The sequence below is a fragment of the Nonomuraea cypriaca genome (genome assembly GCF_015645445.1).
GTDB lineage: Bacteria > Actinomycetota > Actinomycetes > Streptosporangiales > Streptosporangiaceae > Nonomuraea > Nonomuraea cypriaca.
Genome location: NZ_JADOGI010000168.1, coordinates 1 through 23112, shown reverse-complemented (window position 1 = coordinate 23112; position 23112 = coordinate 1). Strand labels below are relative to the sequence as shown.

Annotated in this window: 22 protein-coding genes; 4 read left to right on the top strand and 18 right to left on the bottom strand. The window is 64.3% G+C overall.

What is annotated here, in order from left to right; all coding sequences use genetic code 11:
- Positions 1–641: 641 nt before the first annotated feature.
- Together ITP53_RS39135 and ITP53_RS61425 are read left to right on the top strand one after the other, a co-directional pair.
- Positions 642–2930 (top strand): helix-turn-helix domain-containing protein, encoded by a 2289-nt coding sequence (locus ITP53_RS39135; RefSeq protein WP_195900517.1) that lies wholly within the window; start codon positions 642–644, stop codon positions 2928–2930.
- Positions 2931–3069: 139 nt separating this feature from the next.
- Positions 3070–4266: an endonuclease VII domain-containing protein gene (locus ITP53_RS61425; RefSeq protein ID WP_407941378.1), complete on the top strand. Its 1197-nt coding sequence runs from the start codon at positions 3070–3072 to the stop codon at positions 4264–4266.
- A 118-nt stretch (positions 4267–4384) separates the two neighbouring features.
- On the opposite strand, the gene ITP53_RS39125 is transcribed toward ITP53_RS61425, so the two are convergent.
- The 12 genes from ITP53_RS39125 to ITP53_RS39070 all read right to left on the bottom strand — a co-directional run bounded on the left by ITP53_RS39125 (position 4385) and on the right by ITP53_RS39070 (position 13538).
- Complete coding sequence (locus ITP53_RS39125; protein ID WP_195900515.1) at positions 4385–5761, bottom strand: tyrosine-type recombinase/integrase; 1377 nt, start codon at positions 5759–5761, stop codon at positions 4385–4387.
- The gene (locus ITP53_RS39120) at positions 5761–5958 is read right to left on the bottom strand and encodes a helix-turn-helix transcriptional regulator (protein ID WP_195900514.1); all 198 of its coding nucleotides are present in this window, start codon (positions 5956–5958) and stop codon (positions 5761–5763) included. Before ITP53_RS39120 ends, ITP53_RS39125 begins: the two co-directional genes overlap by 1 nt.
- 13 nt (positions 5959–5971) lie before the next feature.
- The gene (locus tag ITP53_RS39115; protein ID WP_195900513.1) at positions 5972–7534 is read right to left on the bottom strand and encodes a YfjI family protein; all 1563 of its coding nucleotides are present in this window, start codon (positions 7532–7534) and stop codon (positions 5972–5974) included.
- A complete protein-coding gene (locus ITP53_RS39110) occupies positions 7531–8427 on the bottom strand; it encodes a bifunctional DNA primase/polymerase (protein WP_207757055.1) in 897 nt (298 codons plus the stop codon). The genes ITP53_RS39115 and ITP53_RS39110 overlap by 4 nt, the downstream gene beginning before the upstream one ends.
- 44 nt (positions 8428–8471) lie before the next feature.
- The gene (locus ITP53_RS39105) at positions 8472–8690 is read right to left on the bottom strand and encodes a hypothetical protein (protein WP_195900511.1); all 219 of its coding nucleotides are present in this window, start codon (positions 8688–8690) and stop codon (positions 8472–8474) included.
- Between the two features lie 140 nt (positions 8691–8830).
- Positions 8831–11071: an FtsK/SpoIIIE domain-containing protein gene (locus ITP53_RS39100; RefSeq protein WP_195900510.1), complete on the bottom strand. Its 2241-nt coding sequence runs from the start codon at positions 11069–11071 to the stop codon at positions 8831–8833.
- A complete protein-coding gene (locus tag ITP53_RS39095; protein ID WP_195900509.1) occupies positions 11068–11472 on the bottom strand; it encodes a hypothetical protein in 405 nt (134 codons plus the stop codon). Before ITP53_RS39095 ends, ITP53_RS39100 begins: the two co-directional genes overlap by 4 nt.
- Positions 11472–12452 carry a DUF2637 domain-containing protein gene (locus ITP53_RS39090; protein ID WP_195900508.1) on the bottom strand — a complete coding sequence of 327 codons (981 nt, stop codon included), beginning with the start codon at positions 12450–12452 and terminating at the stop codon, positions 11472–11474. Before ITP53_RS39090 ends, ITP53_RS39095 begins: the two co-directional genes overlap by 1 nt.
- The gene (locus ITP53_RS39085; RefSeq protein ID WP_195900507.1) at positions 12449–12643 is read right to left on the bottom strand and encodes a hypothetical protein; all 195 of its coding nucleotides are present in this window, start codon (positions 12641–12643) and stop codon (positions 12449–12451) included. Before ITP53_RS39085 ends, ITP53_RS39090 begins: the two co-directional genes overlap by 4 nt.
- Positions 12640–13017, bottom strand: a complete 378-nt coding sequence (locus ITP53_RS39080; protein ID WP_195900506.1) for an RRQRL motif-containing zinc-binding protein — start codon at positions 13015–13017, stop codon at positions 12640–12642. The genes ITP53_RS39085 and ITP53_RS39080 overlap by 4 nt, the downstream gene beginning before the upstream one ends.
- Positions 13018–13347, bottom strand: coding sequence for a WhiB family transcriptional regulator (locus tag ITP53_RS39075; protein WP_195900505.1), 330 nt, complete (start codon positions 13345–13347; stop codon positions 13018–13020).
- 23 nt (positions 13348–13370) lie between these two features.
- A complete protein-coding gene (locus tag ITP53_RS39070; protein ID WP_195900504.1) occupies positions 13371–13538 on the bottom strand; it encodes a hypothetical protein in 168 nt (55 codons plus the stop codon).
- Between the two features lie 442 nt (positions 13539–13980).
- On the opposite strand from ITP53_RS39070, the gene ITP53_RS39065 reads away from it, so the two are divergent.
- The gene (locus ITP53_RS39065) at positions 13981–15228 is read left to right on the top strand and encodes a sporulation protein (protein WP_195900503.1); all 1248 of its coding nucleotides are present in this window, start codon (positions 13981–13983) and stop codon (positions 15226–15228) included.
- Here the strand turns inward: ITP53_RS39065 and ITP53_RS39060 are convergent.
- The 4 genes from ITP53_RS39060 to ITP53_RS39045 form a co-directional block, all read right to left on the bottom strand.
- Positions 15225–16133 (bottom strand): phosphotransferase, encoded by a 909-nt coding sequence (locus ITP53_RS39060; RefSeq protein ID WP_195900502.1) that lies wholly within the window; start codon positions 16131–16133, stop codon positions 15225–15227. The genes ITP53_RS39065 and ITP53_RS39060 overlap by 4 nt on opposite strands.
- Positions 16130–16822, bottom strand: coding sequence for a GntR family transcriptional regulator (locus ITP53_RS39055; RefSeq protein ID WP_195900501.1), 693 nt, complete (start codon positions 16820–16822; stop codon positions 16130–16132). Before ITP53_RS39055 ends, ITP53_RS39060 begins: the two co-directional genes overlap by 4 nt.
- Before the next feature lie 323 nt (positions 16823–17145).
- Positions 17146–17466 (bottom strand): hypothetical protein, encoded by a 321-nt coding sequence (locus tag ITP53_RS39050; RefSeq protein WP_195900500.1) that lies wholly within the window; start codon positions 17464–17466, stop codon positions 17146–17148.
- On the bottom strand, positions 17450–17722 hold the full coding sequence (locus ITP53_RS39045) for a hypothetical protein (protein ID WP_195900499.1): 273 nt from the start codon (positions 17720–17722) through the stop codon (positions 17450–17452). The genes ITP53_RS39050 and ITP53_RS39045 overlap by 17 nt, the downstream gene beginning before the upstream one ends.
- 138 nt (positions 17723–17860) lie before the next feature.
- On the opposite strand from ITP53_RS39045, the gene ITP53_RS39040 reads away from it, so the two are divergent.
- The gene (locus ITP53_RS39040; protein ID WP_195900498.1) at positions 17861–18316 is read left to right on the top strand and encodes a GntR family transcriptional regulator; all 456 of its coding nucleotides are present in this window, start codon (positions 17861–17863) and stop codon (positions 18314–18316) included.
- A 389-nt stretch (positions 18317–18705) separates the two neighbouring features.
- On the opposite strand, the gene ITP53_RS39035 is transcribed toward ITP53_RS39040, so the two are convergent.
- A complete protein-coding gene (locus ITP53_RS39035; RefSeq protein WP_195900497.1) occupies positions 18706–20514 on the bottom strand; it encodes a hypothetical protein in 1809 nt (602 codons plus the stop codon).
- A 614-nt stretch (positions 20515–21128) separates the two neighbouring features.
- Positions 21129–23112, bottom strand: a 1984-nt coding sequence (locus tag ITP53_RS39030) for a tetratricopeptide repeat protein (RefSeq protein ID WP_195900496.1), incomplete at its 5' end; no start/stop codon positions are given.

Genomic DNA, 23112 nt, shown 5'->3' with positions numbered 1-23112 from the left:
CCGGCTCAAGAACCGCGACCTCGGCCGCCCTCCCGCCGCCGACCGCGACACACAGTAACCATCAACACGAGTCAGGGGGTCAGATTTCAGACGTTGGAAAGGGGTCAGTTTTGAGGCGGTGTTGACACTAAGTTCTCGGGCCGGCCTTGGCCGAAGATGCCCCATCGTGTTGCGCATCAGTGGCTAGGTGGGTCTCGGTGGTGGAGCTGAGCACGATGGGGCGGTGACACCTACACTCGAACTGGCTGCCTTGGCGCCCTTCCCGACGAGTACGACTTGTGACCAAGTTGAGGACGCTGCTGGCTAGAGTCAGCGCGGCGCCGATCAAGGGGATGCCCTCAAGCAAGTGCATGTTAGCTCCTTGTTCGCTGCTTGTAGTGGGTGAAGTGGTCCGGATGGATCTGTGGCGTGCACTCCTGACCGTCGTCGATGCGCACGGTGTCCGGCATCGGGTACGGAGTAAGGCGGACGAATCGCTGCCGATGACTGGGCGGATAAGCCAGTCTGGTCAGAGGGAACCGCCGATCAGACGCTGAGGGCAGTTAGGCATTCGCCGCTGTCCGACAAGGTCCGTAGACGTTGGCGGAGGGATGTGTTCAAGTGTCGTCTCTTGGGTTCGACGATCTGGAAGAGGATGGGCGATGGATGCACCTAACGGCCAGCGTCCTGATCTTGAGGCGAAGGCGGCTTGCGTTGAGACGGTGCCCGATCTAGCGGACTCGCTGAACGCGCTGCGCCGCCTGAAGGGCTTCACCTACGCCGGTTTGGAGCGAGCTGCCCGACCTTATGCTCTTCCCCGCAGCACGATTAGCGACCTGCTGGGAGGTGTCAAACGGCCCAGGCTGGAGACGCTGGAGCTGTTTCTGCGTGCTTGTGGTCTGAGCGACGGTGATGTAGGGCCATGGCGAGCGGCATGGGAGCGGGCTGGGCAGGCGAGTGGCCCGGCAGGGGCCGTTCGGGTAGAGCAAACACAACCGCGCCGCCTCGGCGTTCACGCGTCCATCACCGCTCCGGGTGCGACAGGCGTGCTGCCGCAGTATGTTGAGCGCGACATCGATACCGCCCATCGAGGAGTCCGGGCATTGCTGCGCGAAGCGATGACCCAGGGCGGGATGGTCGTGCTAGTCGGTGGCTCTTCAGTTGGCAAGACCCGCACTGCCTATGAAGCGGTGCGAGCATTGATGCCTCAGTGGTGGCTGCTACGTCCGGCCGATGCGACCCAGTTGCGGGCATTCGCCTCTAACCCGTCTCAGCTGACCGTACTTTGGCTGGATGAGTTGCAGCGCTATCTAGGAGGCGAGCATGGCCTGGATGCCGCCACGGTGCAAACCTTGCTGCAGGCTGGCGCTGTGCTGGTAGCCACCCTCTGGCCTGATCGCTACACCGCCTACACCACCCCACCTCTCTCCAGCGAACCCGACCGTTACCAGGCTGAGCGGAGCGTGCTGGAGCTAGCCGAGGTGGTCCAGGTTGATAGGCGACTCAGCCCGCCTGAGATTGAGCGTGTCCAAGAGATCGCCCAGACTGATGCTCGCATCCGTCTGGCCTTGCAATCCAGCGACTACGGGCCCTTCCAGGTGATTGCCGCGGGACCACAACTGCTCGCCCGCTGGAGGGGCGCCAATCCCTACCAGAAGGCGGTGCTTGATGCCGCCATTGACGCCACCCGACTTGGCGCTGAAACCCCGCTCAGCGCGGATTTGCTGCGCAATGCTGCGCCCGGCTACTGCGACCATCGCCAGCGTGCTGTTGCTCCGCCCAACTGGTTCGAGGCCGCCCTGGCATACTCCAGTGAACTCGTGCATGGTGTTGCGGCTGCCCTTGCTCCGGTAGGAGCAGAGATGGGCCAGCTCACCGGATACGAAGTCGCGGATTATCTGGTACAGCACGTTGGTGCCGAACGTCGCACCGCCATCGTTCCAGCTACCGCTTGGGATGCTTATCAAACACAGCTAGCCGATCCCAATGACCAGTATCATCTCGGCGTCAGCGCTGAAGATCGACTGCTATATGTGCATGCCGAGCCCTTCTATCGCAAAGCAGCTTCTAGTGGCCATCGTGATGCCGCCAAGAGGCTTGCCAACTTGCTGAAGGAACAGGGGAGAGAAGAGGAGTTGCGAGCCCACGCAGACGCTGGCGACTACCAAGCTTCTTGGCAATTGGCCCGCCTGCTGTATGAGCATATGAGAGAAGAGGATTTGGAGATTCGGGCCGATGCCGGCGACGAGCATGCGGCTTCGCGGCTGGCCGCCTTGTTGGCCAGACGTGGCCAGGAAGAAAGGTTGAGATCCCGAGCCGACGCTGGCGACAGGCATGCCGCTCGAAAATTGGAATGGCTGCAAGCCCTGCTGTTAGCAGAACAGGGATCAGTGGAAGAGCTGCGAGCTAGGGCCGATGCTGGCGATGGCGCTGCCGCCTGGAACTTGGCTGAGTTGCTGGCTGATCAAGGGGCGAATGATGAGCTGAGGATCCGTGCTGAGGCTGGCGATAGTGAGGCTCCGTATTGGTTGGCCTACCTGCTCCACAAGCAAGGACGGATAGAGGAACTACGGGCCCGTGCCAATGCTGGCGACAGCGACGCCGATTCGAGATTGGCTGCACTACTTGCCGAACAGGGATTGGTCGACGAGTTACGATCCCGAGCGGACTCTCGCGGCTACATTTTCGCGCTGCGGTTGGCCGACTTGCTGGCCGCTGAGGGGGAAGTGGAGGAGTTGCAGGCCCGAGCCGAGGCCGGTGACTATTTCGCAAGTGCACGACTGGCCGGCACGCTGGCTGAGCAGGGCCGAGTGGGGGACCTGGAGGCCCGGACCAAGGCCGGCGACTATCACTCTGCCCGTCTACTGCCGTATGCCCTGGAGAAGGTAGGTCGCGCCGAGGATGCACAGAGGTTACGGCGGTTCGGTTTGCCAGGTCCTCAAAACACGTAACATCGGCTGGGCAGTTGCTGGACTGAACGTGCCACTGAGAGACCCATCGCTGCGGAGCGGCCTGCAGACAATCATGTTGCTTGCAGAAACTGTCGGTGCCATCGCGTAGCCTTCTCTTCCTTCGGCGACTGGAAGGAGCATGATGGGCAACGGCGAACATTCGGAACGAACCTGCGAAGGGCCAGAGTGCGAGAATGGCGGGCGTAAATATTTGATTCGAGATGGACAAAGCATCACTCTATGCAAGAGTCACGCAAATCAGCTGCGCGACGGGAAACCCCTACGCCCTCTGAGGAGAGTTGATCCGGGGCGCCCTTGCATAGTGGGACGCGAAATCGCCCTTGAGCTTCCTCCATGCTCCCGGGAGTCATCCTCGCGTGGCCTTTGCAAAAGCCACGCCCAACAACAACGAGCAGGACGCCCGCTAGGGCCACTGGATGCCAAGAAGGTTCAAGAATGTTCGTATTATGACTGTGCTCGCCCTACTCATACGGCGGGACTTTGTCAGAGTCATTATGCGCAGAAAAGGCAAGGGAAAGAGCTTGGGCCATTGAAACTGGTGTCCGTAACACGAACCTGTAGCTATCCCGATTGTGGTAGGCCGCATGACGCTCGCGGTCTCTGTGATGCACATAACTATCAGCGGCGAAAGGGGCAGGAACTCCGCCCGATTGGCATGAAAGGCGAGCCAAAAATGTGCTCTCAGCCTGACTGTCTTAAACTTGTTGCGGCTAAGTCCTTATGTCGCGCACACTATATTCAGCAGTATCGCGGGCAGGAATTAAAGCCGGTAAAGGTGGCGGGAGAATTCCACCCGTGCGGTGTCGAAAGCTGCAGTGAACGCCGCCACAGCTATGGGTATTGTACCAAGCATGCCATGAGGTATAGAAATCATGGGGACCCTTTATTTAATAGTTACGAACAGTACGTAAGGCCCGATGGATCGGTGTTATGTCGCCTATGCGAACGATGGAAAGGGTCGGATGAATACCCCGCACAAAAGCAGTCTCGAAGGCCTGACCAAAGAGCTGGACGAGTCTGCCGACAGTGCAGGGTCCTTCAGCGTCACAATCTTCAATGGGATCGGTACGAGAGGCTGCTGCAAGAGCAGGGTGGTAGCTGCGCAATTTGTACGGTTACTCTGGATGGTAGAAGGGACACGCAGATTGATCACGATCATTCCTGCTGTCATGGATCTTCTTCCTGCGGTAAGTGCGTGCGAGGTTTATTGTGCGGAAACTGTAACAAGGCTCTCGGTCTGATGCGAGATAACGTCGCAGCTCTGATGAGGGCGGTCGAGTACCTCCAGCGAAGTAGCGGTCAACGCCGAGAATAGCGTTGCCTTGCGGACGGTTCCCAGGACGAGTCAAGTCTGACGGCTGCGCGAATACGTACTCTCCTCGCGGGCCACAAGTCGGGCGGGCAAGTTGACGCCCGCCTGCCGCACTTTGCAGTCATGGCTTGGTTGCGTTCCAGATACGCTGCATGGCCTCGCTCTGTTGACCGTGTATGCACTTGGCGTAGACGCGTAGCAGGACGTTGACACTGTGGCCTGCCCACTCGGCAACTTGAGGCGCAGACACGCCTGCGTTGAGCCATGTGGAGACGCATGCGTGGCGTAGATCGTAGGGGACAACCATCAGGGGTGACCGAGCCTCTGCGTGGGTGAACGCGTCTGCGCGGGCCTCGTGGAAGACTTTCAAGTAGGCACGATCTGTCATAAGGCCGCCCCGTGGGCCGATAAAGATACGGTTGTCGGGCCCAGTGCCGAACTCCTGGATGTGCTTCCGGAGCATCGCGCCGAGTTCTGGGTGAATGGGTACGGCGCGAGTCTCGCCGTCCGCCCGATGCTTGAGCGCGCGCCGCTCCCGGACCTTTCCGCTGTCGGTCCAGCGGCTGCCCGCACGAGGTTCGGCATGGGTGAGTCGGAACTCGCCCCATCCGTTCTCTGGAAGGCTGACGAGATGCTCCTGTCGTAGGTCGACTACCTCCTCCGGCCGTAGGGCGGCGAAGTACATGCAGCCGAAGAAAGCTTTCATGCGCGGGCCTCGGGTGCCCTGCCGTTGGACGGCAGCGAGGAATCTTCGTGCCTGTTCGATGTTGATCACGACGCGTGGGTCAATGGTGGTGAGCGTGCGTGGCTTCGTCCACTTCACCGCCTTTAGGGGGTTGGAGGACAGGGCTCCGATCTCCACGGCGTACTCCATGGCGTTGTTCAAGCTCATGCGCTTGCGGTTCGCGGTGTTCGCGGCGGCGGTCTTGCCGTCCTTGGTGCGGCTAATCCGGTCGAGCAGGCCGCGTGTGAGGAGTGCGCCCTTGCCTGGTTCTTCGAATGCCGTCATGGACACTGTGTTCGTTTCCAGCCAGCGCAGTGCCGTCGCGAGCTCGGCTGGCGGTTGTGCCGCTTTCCGTACGCGTTCGCTGTAGGCCCAGCGGAGGGCGGCGCGTTGAGTGTCGGTGTCTGGTCCGCCGTTTTCTTTGGTCAGTAGGGCTTCTGTGGCGTCGGTGAGCGCCTCGGCGATGCCGCGGCGGTGGTTGGGTGAGGCGTATCGCCACTTGGCTTCGACGTAGGACAGCGTGAAGGTGAACCATGTGAGGACGGTTTCCTCGCGCTGCCAGGAGATGGGGCGTCCTGTTGCGACGCTGAATGCCTCGCCTTGCCGGGCGGCTGACATGAGCTGGGCGCGGAAACTCTCGGCGTGGGCCAGGGTGCGGAAAGGCTCTTTCCATTCGTGGCCTTCCACGATCCACCGGACGGTGTGGGTGGTGACCCTGCTGCCCTTGTACGTCTTGATTGCCCAGAAGCGGACGCTGTAGGTGATCTTTCCCATCAGGCAGTGTCCTCTCGTGCGTCGAGCCAGCGGTCGAGTTCGGAGCGGCGGATGCGCAGTTCGCGGTTGGCGAGGGTGATGCAGCGTGGTCCCTGCTTCTTGGCGCGCCAGTCGTAGAAGGTGGAGCGGGCGATCTTGAGTTCGGCGCAGACTTCGGCGACGGTGAGCTTTTCGTCGGTGCGGGTTGCTGTTTTCAAGAGCGGTTCCTTCTCAGGCGGTGTGCTGGTGGAGGCTCGGGTGGACGGCGTAGGCCGGTGACGGGCGGCGGCCAGGGCCGGTGCGAGGTGGCTCGGGTTCGCGGCGGATCCAGCCGAGCTGCTCCAGGAGGTCGAGTGGTGTCTCCAGCTCGCCCACCTTGCGGAAGCGGTTGCGTGGCAGGGCGGTGAAGGCTTCGCGGACGGTGAAGCGGGTGGTGCCGGTGCGGTGGAGCCAGGCGTGAACGGTGCGGGCGGCTTCCAGGTCGGGGTCGGCGCCCATGGCGTCGAAGGTGGCGAGCGCGTGGGCGGTGAAGTATTGGCCGATGGTGATGGCGGCGTTGACGGTGTCGGCGGTGATCGGGTGGCGCCAGCCGTCTTCGACGCGGTTGGCGAGGTGGATGAGTCCGGCGATGCGCATGACGGCGCCGTCGAATTTGCCTGCCCAGTCGGTGATGTGGCCGAGGTCGCCGGAATCCAGGCGTAGGCGGCGTTCGGTGGTGCGGCGGTGTTCGGTGAAGATGGCGGCGGCTTCGGGCGCGAGGACGAGGCGGGCGGGGTCGTCCCAGTCGTGCATGTCGATGGTGAGGCGTTGCAGGTTGGCGTCGTAGCGGGCGGCGATGTGGTCCGGGACGGTGGGTGAGTCGACGTTGCGGTAGCCGACGTTGCTTTTCGGCAGGCTGTAGAGGATGCGGCCGAGCAGGCCCTTTCCGCGGAAGCCGGGCATGGTAGCGATGTCGGAGACGATCTCGGGTTGTACGGCGAGGCCCATGGTCAGGACGGCCTGGTCGACGCGTTCGCTGCGGCCTCGCCGATCGACGATGAGCGGGTCTCCGGCGTGTCCTTTGAGGAACAGGTCCAGGTTGGGTGCGCCGGAGTAGCGGCCGGCGAGGGTGGCGAAGATGCCGCCCTCGGCGGATAGGACGGCCAGGCGGCCGCCTTGCTCGACGAGGATGGTGGAGGCGGTCTCCGGTGTGACGTCGTCGGCAATGAGCCGGGGCTTGACCGGGACCTTGATGCCTTCGACGGCCAGGGCCGCGCTCTGCGCTTCCATGATGGCTTCCGGGGCTGCCTCGCCGCGTGCCGAGCTGGCCGCGCGGGCGGCCTTCTCGGCGAGGTCCTCGGCCAGGCGGCGGGCCACTTCGGCCTCGGTGATTTGCGGGCCGACCCTGCTGACCAGGACGCTTTCGGCGTGGAGCAGCGGAGTGGTCATGGCGCGGAAGACGGCGGACTTGCGCGAGCCCGGCGGCATGGCTACCAGGACGAACAGGTTCACTGGTTCCACCCAGGAGCCGCGGACGTTGACGACGGCGCGTCCGCCGGCGGCGGTGGAGAGTGCGGCCAGGGCGACGGAGCCCGCAAGGTCGAGCGGCGTCTGTGTCTCCTCCGCCACGGCGCTGACGTGCTCGGCGACCCAGGCGGGGAGCGCGTGCACCGGGAAGGGCGGGAGTTCGCCCCGCTGGCCGAGTGGCGCCGGAGGTTCCCATGGCGTGGGTGCGTTGTGCAGGTCGGTGAGCTGCTGTGCAGCGCCGAGGTTGCTCAGGATGGTCTCGGCGGTAGGGCGTCCGTTGGTGGTCAAGCGGCTGCCCCCCGGGGACGGCGTAGGCCGCTGTCGAGGCCTGAGCGGATGGTGGTGAACGCCTCGCGGAAGTCGAGTCCGATAGCCTCGGCGGCGTTGAGCAGGCACGCCTCGGCGAGGTGGCGCGGGAGCAGGCTGGCCGCGATGAGCTGGCCCAGAGCGAAGGCGGCAATGTTGAGGGTGTCGTTGCGGGTACCGGGCACGGCGTCCAGGACCCGTTCGATCTCGCCGCGCACTGCGGCCAAGGCGTATCCGGCAGCCCTGTCACCGCCACAGGCAGCCAGCACAACCCCCGCAGATGTGCCGGACGTGGACAGCGGTGGAGAGCTGAGGCGCTCGGTCAGCCAGGCCGGGAGCGCGGCCGGAGTTGGGTCATATAGGACGACGTAGGAGCCGCTACCGTCTGGCAGAGCGACATGACTGCCTGGGGCGACGACGTAGCCGCCGCAGGCACGAGTGTCGATCTTCCAGCCGAGCTTGCCGGCGGTGTTGCGCAGGTCGGCCTCGGCCGGGGCGGTGAAGTAGAGGTGGGTGCCGCCGCGTCGGGTGCGGACCATGAAGGTCTCCAGCGGTAGCGGCTGGCCGGCCTGCTCGCAGAGCGAGGCCAGGACGTCCGCGCCGTCGTTGACGCCGGGCAGCGCCCAGTCGGCCGGCGGGTGCTCGTCGGGCTTGGGCACGTCGAGGTCGAGCACCACGAGGCCGGACGGGCCGCAGGCGATGCCGATGTTGAACGGGCCTCGGGCCCACATGTGGTGGATGAGTGTGGTGTCGGTGGTGGCGTGCTGTTCCCAGGCGGTGAAGCCAGGCAGCGGGCGCTTGTCGTTCGGGGCGAGCGGGAAGACGTGCCAGCCGCGAGCGGCGGCGGCCAGGGCATAGCGGGTGAGGTCGTGCATGTGGGTCTCCTCAGAGAGTGATGCCGCGGGAGTGCTGGGCGGCATCAGTGGTCACCGTCGCGGTGCAGGCGGCGGGCGTAGACGTAGAGCTGCCAGCCGAGGCGGGGCCGCTTGCCGGTGCCGTTGCAGGCGAGGCAGGTGCGGTTCTTGCCGCCGGGGCGGCATCGGGTGCAGCGGCCCCAGGGCGAGGCGAGACAGACGCCGATGTAACCGATGGTGACGATGGGTAGGCAGGCTGCTAGAAGGGCGATGACGCTGGTCATGAGGGCCTCCAGGGCCGTTTGCAGGGTTTCCGCAGGTCAGGCTCTAGGCACTAGAGCCCTGGTGGATCGCATGTTCGGGCTCTAGGGGAGCCTCTAGACCTAGAGGGGTGTGCCTCTAGGTCTAGAGGCGATCGGGTGAGCTACGACGCCTTGCCCTTGTCACGCTCAGTGAGGGCGTTGGTGATGTCTTCGCGAGCGATGCCGATGCGGTTGGCGCCCTTGCCGCCGCCTTCGGGAGTGCCCCAGACCTGCATGGTGCGGGCACCGTACGGCTTGAGCGCGGTGGTGAGCTGGGCTGTCTTCGCGCCGCCTTCCAGAGCTGCCCATGCGCCGTAGATCTCGGGTCGCAGTTCGGCCAGGCGATCCACGATGACCTCGTTCCACACCTTGGCCTCGGACAGCGGGACCACGGCCAGGATGTCGGCCAGGAGATCGAAGTTGGGCGTGGCCTGCTCGGCCGTCTCGCCGAGGGCATAGCCGGTCAGCGTCCCTACCGCCTTGCGTAGCGCGAAAGCACGGTCGGCGATGAGCTGGGTCTCCGGGGTGTTCAGGTAGGCGGCCTTGACTACCTTGGGCATCGGCGTTGCGCCGACCAGGTAGCCGGTGCCCGCGTCCTTCTCCGGGACGAACACCGTGGCGCGGATGCCGTTCTTGTACGCCGAGGTGCCGAGGATCATGTCGTTTTCGAGCTGGCCGGCCACCCGCAGGCAGAACCGGATGGACACGTTCGCGGAGATGCCGGTGGGCAGGCTGTCACGGTCCGGGCGCTGGGTGGCCAGGATCAGGACCACGCCCAGGGCACGGCCGAGCTTGATGATGAACTCGGCGTCATCGCCTGCCTTATCGCCGTACTCGGCGTGGGCGAACAGGTTCTGACACTCGTCGATGATGCAGACCAGCGGATGCAGGCCAAGTGAACGCTTGTCGGCGATGACGCGGGTGACCCGCTTGTCCGGGCACAGGTCCGCAGGCAGGGCCTTGAGCGCGGCCGAGCGGCGCATGACCACCTTGCGCAGCAGGGTCAGGGAGTCGGCGGCGTAGGCGATGGCCTCGTCTTCGATGCCGGAGACGTAGCGGTGGCAGACCTTGTCGTACGGGTCCAGGTCGCCGGTGCCCTTGAGCTCGTGGAACCACGCCTCGACCGTGGGATCGAGCACGATCCCGGCGGCCAGTTCGCGGATGGACGAGGTCTTGCCCTGGCCAGGCTGAGAGCCGATCAGCACGTTGTGCTGGATCAGCGGCACCGTGACCAGGCGGCCGCGCGGGTCGTTGCCGAACGGGATGCCCTTGAACACGTCGTGCGAACGGGCCTGCTTGAGCGGGGACCGCACGACGGTCGTGGACAGGTCCTTATCTCCCACCCACAGAATCAGCCGCCCCTCGTGGATCGAGGAGTCACCCTCGGGCCAGATGCAGCCCAGCGGACGACGCAGCGCGCCGGAGAGCTGCTTACGCCTGTCCAGCACATCCGCCACGGTCACGCCGTACGGCAGGTCGATGTCGGCACGCCAGCCGGGGCCGTCGCGGGTGATCGGGGCGACGAACCGGATGGCGTCCTTGGGGTTCTTCGAGAGCGCCTGCGTGATGCCGGCGATGCCGAGCACGCTCAGCGCGCGGACCACGATGTCGCTACTCAGCTTCTCCACCTCGGAGGCCATGACGGCGCGGTTGATCAGGGGCCGGTCGGCGGGCTTTCCGAGGATGCCCAGCGCGGCCATGGCTACGGCGAGCACTCCCCACTGGGCGGCGGTCGGCTGGTTGGTCACGACGATGGCCAGGACGAGCAGCGTGACCAGGATGGTCCCGGTGATCCAGACACGCAGCCGTACGCGAGAGTCTCGTTGCCTGCTCAACTTGAGGTACCCGTCGTAGTCGGATTTCTGGACGGCGGCCACGCGTACGGGCTCGCCCTCGAAGTCGAAGGTCCACCGCACCATGCCGTTCACCAGGCGGACGAAGCCGCGGGGAGCCCGTACGGTGAGCCGTCCGGCATACAGCGGGGCGCGCAGAACCTGGTAGCCGGCCACATGTGCGTAGTGGAGGCTCGCCCACCTGACGGTCTCGATGGCCTCGGCGCGGGAGCGCAGCCACAGCGGGATGAGCGGCTGACGGCTCGTTGCCTTCCGCTCCAGGCTCGCCCGCCAGTCCATCCGGGCGGGACCGGGCCGGTCCACCCGGAGCACCTCGCCCTCCAGGACCGGGCCGTCCGCGTCGTCCGTCGTGGGCTTCGGCTCGGACGGGGACCGGTCGGCGTTGCGGCCGGACCGGGCGGCGTCGAGGTCGACGATTTCCGCCCCCTTGTCGTCCGGTGCGGGGTCGGACCGGTCGGGCGTGCCGTCGTTCTCCGGGTCGTGGTTGGGGTCGTCCGGTCGCTGCGTCATGATGAATGCACCTCTGCTGCCTGGTGGTTGGCGGAGTTCTGGGGCGCGGTCGTTGTCTTGGCGGATGAGGCCGCGTCCCAGCCAGCGGTCAGGGTCGATGCGCGGTCGGACCGCGTCTCGTCCGGGCGGTCGGTGGTCGTGGTGTCGGCGGTCGGGGTGTGCGGTCCGTCCGCTTCGGTGATGTCGAGTTCGGTTACCCAGCAGTGGGCGAGAAGCGCGTTGCGTCCGTCGGCGGGCAGGGTCAGTGCCAGTAGTTCGGCCAGGAGCATGGCGGTGATGGCCTGGTTGCGGTCGAACAGCCGTCCGGGGTAGCCGGTGACCGTCCATCCGCCGGCCAGGAGTTCGGCCACGTTCGGGCAGCCGTCCGAGGTCATGCGCGTGTCGGTGATGCTCAGGCTCATCAGGCGGCCTCGCCTTCCGGTACGGCTGCGGGGCCTTCCGCCTTGAGCCGGGCCAGGAGTGCGCCCGCGCGGTCGGTCGAGATGCTTCGGCCACGGCTGCGGATGGCGTCGCGGAGTCGGTCACGGGTCAGGGGATCGCCCTGTGCGAGTAGGTCGGCGGCTACGTGTCGTCCTATGGGCAAGAGGTCTCCTACGTTCGGCGGCGGTGTTTGCGCTCGCTTGGGCTTGCGCGTGGGGCGCTTCGGCGGGGCCGGCGGCAGTGCAGCGCGTTGGGTTTCTGGCACCGCCACGGCGAGTGGCGTCTCCGTGTGCTTGGGCGTGAGTTCGCCGAGGCGGTACAGGGCTCGCTCGCGCCGGGTGGCCTTCCACCGCCACAGTCGGCCGTACCGGTCCTGGAGTTCGGTCTTGGCAAGGATGCGTTCGCGCTCCTGCCCGAGGGCATCGGGATAGCTGCGGACCTCCCAGAGCACCATGCGGCGCCACAGGGAAACTGTTGCCAACGGGGCGAGTAGCCAGCGTGAGCGGCGGATGCCGTCCATGCGGTCTGGCCTGGTCAGATCCGCGTGCTTGCGTACGACGTGGGCACCGACCTCGATGGCGATGACCCACAGCAGCGGCAGCAGGGCATGCGCGACCACCGCGAACCAGTCCGTACGCCCAGCGACGTTGAGGTAGGCGGCCACGTTGAGGTAGACCGTCGCGGCGGTCAGCGCCCAGGGGATGAACCGCAGCCAGCTCAGCCGCATGCCGAGGCGGGCCAGGACGATGTCGAGCGCGGAGAACACCGCGATGCCCAGGTCTATGCCGAGCGGCACCGTCCAGGCGAACCACCCGAACGAGGGCTCAGCCGCCGTGGCGACGCGCTCGAAGCTGTTGACGAACCCCAGCAGGCCGAGCGCTCCCGTGACGGCTGCGGTGGCGGATATCGCGGTGCGCTCGCCCTCGGTCAGCGGGCGCGGTGTGGTCTCGTAGATGGTCATCGGGTGTCTTTCCTTTCGGCGGTGCGCGGGCGGCGTTCGCGTGTGGGGCGCCCGCTGCGGCTCATGCCGCGCTTGCGGTCGGCCTCCAGCCAGCCGTCACGCCCGGCTTCGGGCTGGTAGTAGGTCGGGAGCTTCGCGCCGTGGACGGTGACGCCAGGGCGTCTGGACGTGTCGAGGGTGCGGCGGCTCATGCAGCTGCCTCCTCGGCGCAGTCGAGGCACACGCCGAGGTGGCGCGGCAGGACGTAGCCGACGTCGGTCAGGCACTCGGAACACGTGCGGCGGGAGGTGTTCACCTTCGGGGGCGTCGTGCGGGTGCGACGGCTGCGCTTCGGCAGGGCGAACCGCACGTCGTACAGGTAGGTAGCGCGAACACGAGGCGGGCCGGGAAGACGCGAGCACCACAGGACCTGGGCCTGCGGTCCCTGACCGCCCGGCCGGAGCCCCTCGGCGGCGAGCTGGCGCAGAGTACGCAGGTGCGGCGGGACCTTTTTCCTCGGGTAGGTGGGGATGCCGTACCGGTGGCCGGACGGGTCCCAGAAGCGGGTACGGGTGCGGCTGGCCATTCAGGCCACCTCCATGTCTTCCAGTTCGGTGGTGTGGGTCGTCAGCTCGGCGGGCATCCGGCCGGCCCAGATGCCCGAGGCCGGGCGGGCCTGCCTCGCGTACAGCTCGCAGAGCAGCAGCGCCGGGCAGGTGGCACAGACCTCGCGCGCCACGGCCTCGCGCGCGGCGCGCTCCTCGGTGCTCTCGATCGTGAGTCGCGGGCCGGTGTGCAGCTCCGGGTCGTAGGTGCACTCCGGGAGCGGCGTCTCGCCGTTGCTCTGCCAGACGGTTTCGAGGTCGGCGAGCGACATGCGTGCCGGGTGGAGCGGGCGGTTCGGGTTGTGAGCCACTGTCGGGTCTCTTTCCTGGGTGATCAGTTGCTGGCGGTGTGGATGAACCGGGCGAGCGACTCGGAAGCGCTCATGACCAGGTGCGCTGCCGCCTTGACCACGGTCGCCGCGCCCTCCGGGTCCTTCAGGGCGTAGAGGGCGAGGCAGATCGTGAGGACGGTCGGGAGCACCTTGCGTGGACGGACGAGCATGTTGAGCCCTCTCGGTTCGGCGAGCAGGTTCTAAGAGACATAGAACATGTATAGCTACGGAGAGTCAAGTCGTAGGGACTGTTCGTGTTGGAGTCCTGCGGTGCTCGGCTCGCCCGCTCTTGCTGACTAAAGCCTTCCTTGCCGAGCCCTCCGGCAACACCGTGCTCATGATCGGGACTGAATGCACAGGGAGTGCTTTTTGGGGGTGATTCGAGCCTTGACCAGGAGAAACGCGGGGTGGAATTTCTCGGGAATGCAGGCCCGTGAGGCCATGTTCGCGCCATGATTGCCGAGGCGTGCACATGCGGAGGTGAAGATGTCCCGAATGCCCAATGTGGGGCTTGCTGGCGCCATGCGACGCGCTGATTGTTCTAATTCGGGTCTTGCTTCACGAGTACGGCAGATTGCGCAAGAAGTCGGCGTAACGCTCAGTTGTACGCATGTGGACGTCAAACGCTGGCTCGACGGAGTGATGCCGCGGCCGGCCACTGCGCGGTTCATTGCCGATGCACTCAGCAAGAAGGCGGGAGCAACCTTCACGCTGGACGACATCGGTTTTGCCAGCGTCGTGACGCCGGAGACGCTCGAACGCAGCCTGGCGCATGGTGGCGGCATTTCCGACGTGGGAAGCCGACTGCTGGGCTTGACGCGGCGAGATCTCGCCGACGACCCAGTGGCGCTTCAGTCGGTAGTCGTTCCGGACGCTTGGAACGAGTCCCTGATTGCGTGGCTGCTGGCACGCCCAGAATCGCTACCGATGAGGGAGCACGCGCGGCCATCTGTTGGCATCTGGGATGTCCAAACCATTCGCGCCACGACCGATCTGTTCGCCAACATGGGCTTTCAATTCGGGGGTGGTCATGCGCGCTCTGCTCTCGTTCAGTATTACAACCGTGAAGTCGTCCCCATGCTCGACGGGAAGTTCAACGAGCCGGTGGGGCGGGCGCTGTACGCGGCTGCAGCGGAGATCACGGAACTGGTCGCGTGGACGGCTTATGACCTCGGTCGACATGGACTCGCGCAGAGATACTTCCTGCAAGGGCTACGTCTCGCGCAGGTGTCCGGAGATCGCATGCTGGGCGGGCTGATTCTGGCCGACATGAGCCACCAGGCCAACTACCTGGGCAGATACGATCAGTCGATTCAACTCGCCCGTGCGGCGCAGGAGGGCTGCCGAGGCACGTCCACCGCTACGCCTATGGCCTTGTTCTTCGCCATGGAGGCCCGTGCACACGCAGGAAATGGCGATGAGACCGCGTGTGCGCGAGCCCTGCTTGAGGCGGAGAAGTGGTTCGCCAAGCGCAACGTGGACGGTGATCCACCCTGGGTCGGGTACTTCGACGCCGCCGAGTTGGCCAGTGAAGGCGCGCACTGCTACCGGGACCTGCAGAAGCCGTCGCAGGCGATGGAGTTCGTCGGCCAGGCGGTCGGGCTCTGCGACCCGATGTACGTACGAACCTTGGCCTTCGACCGGCTGGTCCAGGCGGCGAGCTACGTGCACATGGGCGAACCAGCGCAGGCCGCAACTGTCGCTCTGGAAGCCATCGACCTCGCGGGGCCGCTCAAGTCGGAACGGTATCTCCGATACATCCGGGACCTACAAGCAGACCTGACCAGTCACGCGGAAGATGGTTGTGTGGCATCGTTCAATGCAATTGTTGCTCGGAAATACTCGCCGGAGAGCGCCTAGAAGGCACGCCATTTCCGAGGAGCATCCGGATTCCGCAGAGAGATCATGCGATTGCGGAACTCCTGCGCTATGGCCGCATCTTCATCGACGTTCTGCATAAGCCAGGTCGTCATTTTCAGCTCATTGATATCTCTGAGCACTGGATAGCCTTCCCAGGCCAGAACATCGAATCCGTAGCGTTCGGCGAACTGGTTGTACTCGGCTCGCGTTCCCCAACTCAGAGTGTGTTCGATGGCGGTGACCGCGAGATCCGTTTCTGGAGGCCCGAATGCGAAGCGCTCGAAATCTATGAGCACAACGCCTCCGCCGACAGTCTTGATGAGATTGTCGGAGTGGGCGTCACCATGAACCGCGCACGGCGTGAGAGGGAAGGCCAGCGCATCGTAGGCGCTTTGCAGATCACGACGCCGCGCAAGAAGGAACTCGCGATCGTCGTCAGTGAGGATGGGCGCCGCGTTGATGCGCTCCGAGACGCGGCTGAGGATTTCCAACCGTGGCAGCGCCAGGCCTGCGGGAACGGCCACCTTATGCAGTTCATGCAGGACACGTGCCAGGTCGTCGATGCTCGCCGGCGAACCGCTGTCAGGCAGGAGGTGCCAGAACGTTACAGGCCGGCCTCTCACGATGAGTGGTTGGGGATGGGTCGTCGCTCGCGCTGCAGGGATCCCCGCCTCGCTCAGCCAGGCTGATACGGCCACCTCCTTCCGCACGTCGTCCAGTACTCCCAAACTGCGCGCGATCCTCACCACGACCTGTTCGGCAGGCAGCACAAACAAGGCGTTCTCTCCGAGGCGGATCAGGCGAGCGTCCTGACCGGCCAGCCCCGCGGACTCGCAGACCTCCCGCAGGGTCGCCAGCGCGTCAGCGGAGGTGAAGGGGATCGAAGGCGTGTGAGAAACGGTCACGTGTCACCTTTGGATCGGGATTTGACGACGCGGCCCATGCCGGGCCTCTTCTCGATGACTCCTTCTGCCTCCAGGAGCGCGAAGGCGCGTCTGATGGTGATGCGGCCGACACCGCGCTCTTGAGCCAGTGCATTCTCTCCGGGCAGGACGGATCCCACGGCGAGCTTGCCCGTATCTATGTCCTTCCGGAACTCATCAGCCACTACGTCGGCGCGGGTCTGCGCGTGTTCAGGACCGCCTACGAACCATCCCTTGCCGTGGATGGCCGCGATCAGCCGTTCGCCGGCCAACACCTGAAGCGCCTGACGAGCCGTGCCCTTCGACACCCCGAATTCCTCCGCGATGGCGGCCTCGCCGGGAAGTTGCTGGCCGGCGACGAGTTCGCCGGCCTCGATGCGCTTGCGGAGCGTCTCGGCGATCGTCTCGTACTGCGTGGCTGCTGCCCGGGTGGTCGTCGCTGGATCGCCGCCAGTTACGCGACGGCCGCGGCCGGCCTCGCTGGCCACCAGCCCCGAGCGCTCCAACTCGGCCACCGCCTGGCGGACTGTTCCTCTGGCCACGCCGTACGTGCTGGAGAGAACGGCCTCGGAGGGCAGCATGGCGCCGGCCGGGGGATCGCCTTGCAGGATGCGGCTGCGGATGTCCTCAGCTATCCGAACGTAGGTAGGGGCATCCGTCGCCTTGCTCATCGCGCTCCCTCGCCGAGGCACAGTGTCTCTAGGGTAGGGCGGGCACGCGTGACCGGCGGAGCTTCGCGGCCCTACGTCCCCCTAATCCTTTCCCCGCCATCAGGCCGTCGGACGCGAGGTGACACCAGGTTGTTGCCGCCTCGCGGTGGGCGGCGATCTTGCCGGTACCGCCGCGCAATCCGCAGAACCTACGAAGGCGCGCTCGAGCCCGTCTACGTATGCTCAGGGGCGCGGAGCCAGAGACTCGCGCTATGCCGCAGAAAGCCGCAGATTGTGATCAGTGGCAAGGGCTGGCGAGGTCGCCGCATGCGTACACACGCGAATCACGCGACTCGCTTGACGCGAGGTCCACGGGTACGGCGTTTCCGCTCGGCGGCGGCACGAGCGGCTTCCTCATTCTGGTGCTTCAGGTCATGAGCGGTGAGCAGTTCTTCCCAGAGTTGGCGGGCCTGTCGGTACCGGCCTCTGGCCGTCTCTTCGTAGAGGCCCTCTTCCTGAGCAGGGCGCAGGATGAGGAAGTGCCCGCCCTGAGCGGCCCATTCGTACGCGGCGCAACAGGAGGTCTCCGTGATCCGGATGTGGTCTTTGGGTGGTCGCTGGTACGGCTCCCACCGCACCTCTGGCGTCTCAGGAGGCTGACTCAAGGGCCGCGCTCCTCTCGGCGTACTTCTGCAGGTAGCGGTGGACGTTGCGGCGACTCCGTTGCCACGTGCACTTGTAGGCGAGCTGGATAGGCGAGTCGGCGACCAGCTCGGGCAGGATGCGGTAAGCGATCTCGTCGCTGGTCAGCTTGGGCAACGGCCGCGCGTGCCACCTGCCGGCGGAGTCGCGCCAGACGTAGTACCGCCTGAACGCGCCACGTAGGTCAGGGCCGGATTGAGCTTCGAGGGCGGTAGCCATGTGAGTTTGCGTCCTCCGTCACCATTTCGGATAATTGGTCCGTAGAGAATCCTCACGGAGAGGCGTTTACCCACGTTAACGCTAGGGCCTCATGGCCACAAGGCTCATGGCAATATGCCCCTGTGACACTTGTGTGCCGTGATCGACTACAGCTCTGGGGTGCCGGTCTACCGGCAGGTCGCCGCTGCGATCCGCGACGACATAACGGCCGGCCGCTACCGGCCCGGAGCTTGGTTGCCCTCGGAGTCTCAGCTCTCACAGAAGTACGAGGTGGGCCGCGACACCGTACGCGACGCCCTGGCCCACCTCCGCGCCGAGGGACGGATCACCACGGTTCGCAAACGGGGTTCGATGGTGGCCAGTGAGCCGACCCGAGAGCCGCACCATATTCCGCACGGGGCGAGAGTCATCACGCGCATGCCGACTCCGGATGAGCGGCGAGATCTGGCCACATCCGCGGAGTTGCGGGAGTTCGGTGGCATGCCAGAGGGTGTGCCCGTGCTCGAGGTCGTGCCGGGGCCGCGGAAGCATCGCAAGGTTCTACGGGGAGACTGTGTGGAGTTGATCGTGGAAGATGCGCCGTCCGGCGAGTGATCCACGCCTCGCGACGGTTCTGCGGAATACTGCGGCATTCTGCTCGTCGGACGGACCTATTGTGCCCGGGGCGACGATACGGTCTTGACCTCGACGGGCACCTGGCGGTGCTCATTCTGCGGATTGTGCGGCCTGCCACACGTCGTCAACGTCACGCAGAGCAGCTGATGCCAAAAAGCTCACACGGTGCGCTGGTGACGGATACAGCATGGCGATATCGGGTTGTTCGGTATCTTTCGAGCTGGATTATGCCATGCAGTGGATACAGGTTAGTGGGAGGACGCAAGCCCACACTTCTTGGAATCACGCTGTAGGACTTGCTTATCTTGATCCGAGTTGCTAAGGCATCGGCTGGCGCTTGGCGAAGAGAAGGTCGAGAATATCTCACATTAGTGATCACCCTTGGCGGAAGGCGGGCTGGAAGGCTCCTGTGTAACGTCACCAGATATGAATCCTGGGAACTCTGTGATCGCCCAGGCATTTATCGTGTCGATAAGCTGCGGCGGGTTAACGGTGGCGTTGCGGTTCATGCTAGGAGCGTTGCCAAAACCGTCAAGATGAATTCCGTCGTATCGCGGTCCATAGGGTTGCGGACGCAACTTCATGTACTTATCGGCGTCCGCTGCGGTGGCGCCTGAGCCAACGTAAACGCCCTTGATGAAATCAATGATGTAAGTACCAAACTCACCTTCGCTGGGCTCTGATTCGATCAACGATTTGATATGGCCTGCAGCTGCCCGCAATATCTCCGGCTTGCGAGCGCCATATGCAGCAGCGAGGAGGCAACTCCAAAGAAGCTCTGCAATATCCGGAGTAAGGATAATGCGGCGGTGTGAGGCCGCGTGCTCTCCGGAAATCATCCACGAGACCGCAGTGTCGGCTACTTTTTGTGCCCGTGGAGGCGAGACGTTGGATGAGGAGAACCATAGCGCCACACACAGGAGCAGAGCCAAAGAATCTTCAACGCATTTTCTGGCGGTGTCCTCATCTTCGGCTACCGAGAACTCTTGTAGGGCGCGACCGATCCATGGAAGTAGTAGCCGCTCGGCAGACGACATAGCTTCTTCCGTGCGTTTAACATCCCATAGAACGTGCTGCAGTCCCTTCTGTCCAAGCGCTATTCCGGGGAATACTATACTCGTAGGCTCGTTGAAGTGAAAACGTAGCGCTGGACGAATCTTCCGCATCAGATCGAGTATCTCAACATAAGCTGCGAGCAGGCCGTCACGGGCGGCTCTGTCGTCTGTTGCAAGAATTACTGGGAGCGTTCCTATGGCCCCTTCGACGCAAGAAAGTGAGATGTGACGCCGATCGTCAACGACTGCCTTAAGGGTCAGGTCCTTCATAGACTCCATGGTGCGAATGGCATCTTCGTAGGCCCGCGCTGAGATAAACGCCTTAACGGCTTCTCCCAGCGCCGACGCAGCCGTCGCAGGAATCAATGATTTGTCGTTCTTCCACGTAAGCTCAATGTAGTCAGCGAGAGCTTGTGTTACGAGGGTACGCGACGCGGAAAATTCGATCTCGGTTGAGCTTGCTGTAGCCAGTGCTAGTATCTTAGTTACGCAGTGTTGGGCAGTTCGGTCGAACTCATTGCCTTTCGAATGTCCAGCCAGGACGATCTCCTTGCTGGCGCTCAGAAGTATCTGTACCGGGCCATTCGATCCGCCAACTCTTCCATTGCTTTTACGCGCAAACTCCACGTAGAGAGTGACCATCTCCTCGAAGAAAGGGACTGCTGCCGAAGGGCGACCTGCTTCAATATTAGAAGTTATGCCAGCATTAAGATGCCTCATGAAGCCAGCAAGGAATTGCAGGTTTTGTGGCTGTCCGATGAGAAGGATGTTCTCGCTGGTGCGGTATTTGGGCTTAAGCCAAGCAGCATCGAATTTGCTTTTCTGCCTGATCGCCTTCCAAAACGCGTGTCTTATGAACCGTGCTTGCCGCTTGCTCACAGTCAGATAGTCGGCAGAGGTTATCAGCAACCGGGATACCCACCATACTGCGGAGAATCCGCCAGCGGTAAGCATGCCTGCCCCAAGAGCAGCTTGAGCATCGGGGGAGGCTGTGCTGAGCCAAAAAAGAAGTGCGGCAAGCACTGCCAGTCCAAGTCCGGTCAGCCAAGGCGCTTTGCGCCTCATCACCTCAGCTGTGTAGCCGGGGGCAATATTAGCCGCAGCTGCCTGCGGTATTGCCACTGCGCTCAGGATAACGCTGCTAAAAGCTGTAGCTGCAGCAATGGTGGCCACAACCTCGGAAAAGGATTCGCCTGCATCTGTAGATACGTTCCAAGGCCAGCTTGCAGCAAGTACCGTGATGCCGGCTAGGACGAGCGCCGTCGTGCAGACTGCAAAGGCGCTCTCAATGGAGCGGTTTCGTAGCTTGAAGGCCAGTCCCAGACAGAAGAGACGAACGTAGGGCGTTCGCTGTCGGAGAAGCATGGGCTGTGCATGGCGTCTAGTGTCGTCACGAAGACTACGACCCACGATGTCTGTCAGCGGGTCCCAACCCGTAATGAACCGATTATGCGGTTCTGGCTCCATCACGCTACAGATCTTAGACCAACGAGACCCTCGGGGTAAGCTGCCATGCTTTCGCCTGGTAGGGGACAGCCTGCCGTATCCCAGAAAGAATGCGTGGCACGATCCGGGCATCGCCGCGGGGACCAACTAGCAGATGCTCGAAAGCCCTAGATATGCTCCATCGCCGCACTCGTGGAGGCGGTCTCCGTCGGTCGTGCCACTCTTCGCATCCTCGAACGTGCCGCTGTCAGCCCGCCGCCAGAAGCCAGGACATGGTATCCGTGTACTGATCATGGCCCAGCAATCGAGGGTTTCTGAGAAAGGGAATTCCTCGGTTGCTCACCAGTCGGCCGTTGTCGCCAGTACGCCAGATTGTGTTGGGTGGCCCGTGTCTCACGGTGGTCAGGGCCCAGCACTCTTAGCATGTCGGCCAGCAGGTCCTCGTAGGCGCTGACCGCGCCCGCAACGTCTCCAGCTTCACCCTGCCACCGCGCCAGATTGTTCCGCGTGATCAGGACGTAGGGATCCTGGGGGTCCAGCACCTTCAGCATGTCGGCCAGCAGGTCCTCGTAGGCGCTGACCGCGCCCGCAACGTCCCCTGCCTCACCTCGCCAATCCGCCAGAGTGCCGCGAGTGGTCAGGGTGCGGGGATGGTCGGGGCCCAGCGCCCGAATGCGGTCGGCGAGTAAGTGTTCGTAGGCAGTGATCGCGCCCGCTATGTCGCCCGCTACACTCCGCCACCGCGCCAGATTGCTATGAACAGTCAGGATGCGGGGATCCTGGAGGTCCAGCACCTTTAGCATGTCGGCCAGGAGGTCCTCGTAGGCGGTAACCGCGGCCGCAACGTTCCCTGCCTCACCTTGAAACGACGCCCAATTGTTCCGCGTGGCCAGGGTGTCAGGGTGGTCGGGGCCCAGCACTCTTAGCATGTCGGCCAGCAGGTCCTCGCATTTGGTGACCGCGCCCGCCGTGTCGCCCGCCTCAGCGTGCCACCGCGCTAGGTTGCCGCGAATGACCATCGTATCGGGGTGGTCTGGGCCGAGGTGGTGCAGGCACGCGGTGTGCAGCTCAGTGCAGACGGTGATCGCGGCTGTAACTTGCCCGGTGTTGCCAAGGCTCGTGGTGGCGTGAAACAGCACGGGATGGGCGCCAGCGTCAGGACTGTAGAGACCGGTCCCGGCGGCATGCCGCAAGGCAGTGGTGTTGGCACGCAGGATGCGGCCGAGTTGGTCGCGTTCGATCGGCGGCCAGATGTGCAGGAGGGCGTCGGCGGCGCTGTGGACGAGTTTGGCGAACCGAAGCGGCCCGAAGTCTGGGTGGGCCGTGAGGTTTTCGCGGGTAGCGCGCCTGATGAGTTGGTGGACGCGGATCTCGCGGTGGGTGGCGGTGCGGTCGTGGTCGAGGAGGCTGTGCCGGTGTAGCACACGCAGCACTTCGTCCACCATGGTGCCGTCCACCCCGCCCCTATTCTCCCCCGAGGGACTGGCTGCGGGTGCGGGCAGGTAGCTGTTCAGGTAGTCCAGAGAGGGCGGGCTGGTGAGCACCGCTTGAGGAATGCCGGCAGGGTCCAGGACGCTGGCCAGGCACAGCAGCGGACGGGCGAGGCCGACGGGGCTGTGGCGGTCGGCGTGGTCAATGGATAGTTCCCAGGTGGCAGTGACAATCCGCCCATGGCCGTCAGGAAGATAGCCGACGCCGGGAACGGAGCGGGCCAGCAGCTTTGTGGCCAGCCGCTGCCGGTAGGCAGCGCAGGAGATAGCGGCATTGACGATGTAGGCCGCCGCCTGAGCCAGTGCCAGCGGTAGGAACCCCAAATCGGCGGCGAGGCCATCCACATCTGCAGCCGGGTCCCGGCCATCAAGCTTGGCCGTCAGATAGGAGCGGGCTTCTGCTTCCGTGAAGGTATCGATATCGAGCGTGCGTCGGTCCGCTCCGGTCAGGGCCGCCTCCCGCAGCCGGGTGGTGACCAGCACCTGGCCACCTGCTGCTGAGGTAGCCGCTGGAGGCCACAACCCGTTCAGATCCGCGGGACGATGCACATCATCCAAGACGACTAACCAGCACCGATCAGTGGTTTCCGCCCAAATAAGGAACTCCTGCGCTGCCTGCTCAGGATCATCCCGTTCATCGAGGGGTAGGCCCAAGCGCACCGCAGTGTCGGCGTAGGCGGAGACGATGCCGTCACGGGTGGCGGCGTTCACCCACACCAGGACCTCCACCTTCTGCTGCCAGGCGCGGCGCGCGTAGTCGGCGGCCAGCTGAGTCTTGCCCACC

Coding starts and splice junctions, on each gene's coding strand:
- ITP53_RS39095 (WP_195900509.1), bottom strand. CDS start 11,472: ATGAGCCTGAGCATCACCGACACGCGCATGACCTCGGACGGCTGCCCG.
- ITP53_RS39090 (WP_195900508.1), bottom strand. CDS start 12,452: ATGACCATCTACGAGACCACACCGCGCCCGCTGACCGAGGGCGAGCGC.
- ITP53_RS39125 (WP_195900515.1), bottom strand. CDS start 5,761: ATGGGAAAGATCACCTACAGCGTCCGCTTCTGGGCAATCAAGACGTAC.
- ITP53_RS39135 (WP_195900517.1), top strand. CDS start 642: ATGGATGCACCTAACGGCCAGCGTCCTGATCTTGAGGCGAAGGCGGCT.
- ITP53_RS39100 (WP_195900510.1), bottom strand. CDS start 11,071: ATGACGCAGCGACCGGACGACCCCAACCACGACCCGGAGAACGACGGC.
- ITP53_RS39105 (WP_195900511.1), bottom strand. CDS start 8,690: ATGACCAGCGTCATCGCCCTTCTAGCAGCCTGCCTACCCATCGTCACC.
- ITP53_RS39110 (WP_207757055.1), bottom strand. CDS start 8,427: ATGCACGACCTCACCCGCTATGCCCTGGCCGCCGCCGCTCGCGGCTGG.
- ITP53_RS39045 (WP_195900499.1), bottom strand. CDS start 17,722: ATGGCTACCGCCCTCGAAGCTCAATCCGGCCCTGACCTACGTGGCGCG.
- ITP53_RS39085 (WP_195900507.1), bottom strand. CDS start 12,643: ATGAGCCGCCGCACCCTCGACACGTCCAGACGCCCTGGCGTCACCGTC.
- ITP53_RS39070 (WP_195900504.1), bottom strand. CDS start 13,538: ATGCTCGTCCGTCCACGCAAGGTGCTCCCGACCGTCCTCACGATCTGC.
- ITP53_RS61425 (WP_407941378.1), top strand. CDS start 3,070: ATGATGGGCAACGGCGAACATTCGGAACGAACCTGCGAAGGGCCAGAG.
- ITP53_RS39080 (WP_195900506.1), bottom strand. CDS start 13,017: ATGGCCAGCCGCACCCGTACCCGCTTCTGGGACCCGTCCGGCCACCGG.
- ITP53_RS39055 (WP_195900501.1), bottom strand. CDS start 16,822: ATGAGCAAGGCGACGGATGCCCCTACCTACGTTCGGATAGCTGAGGAC.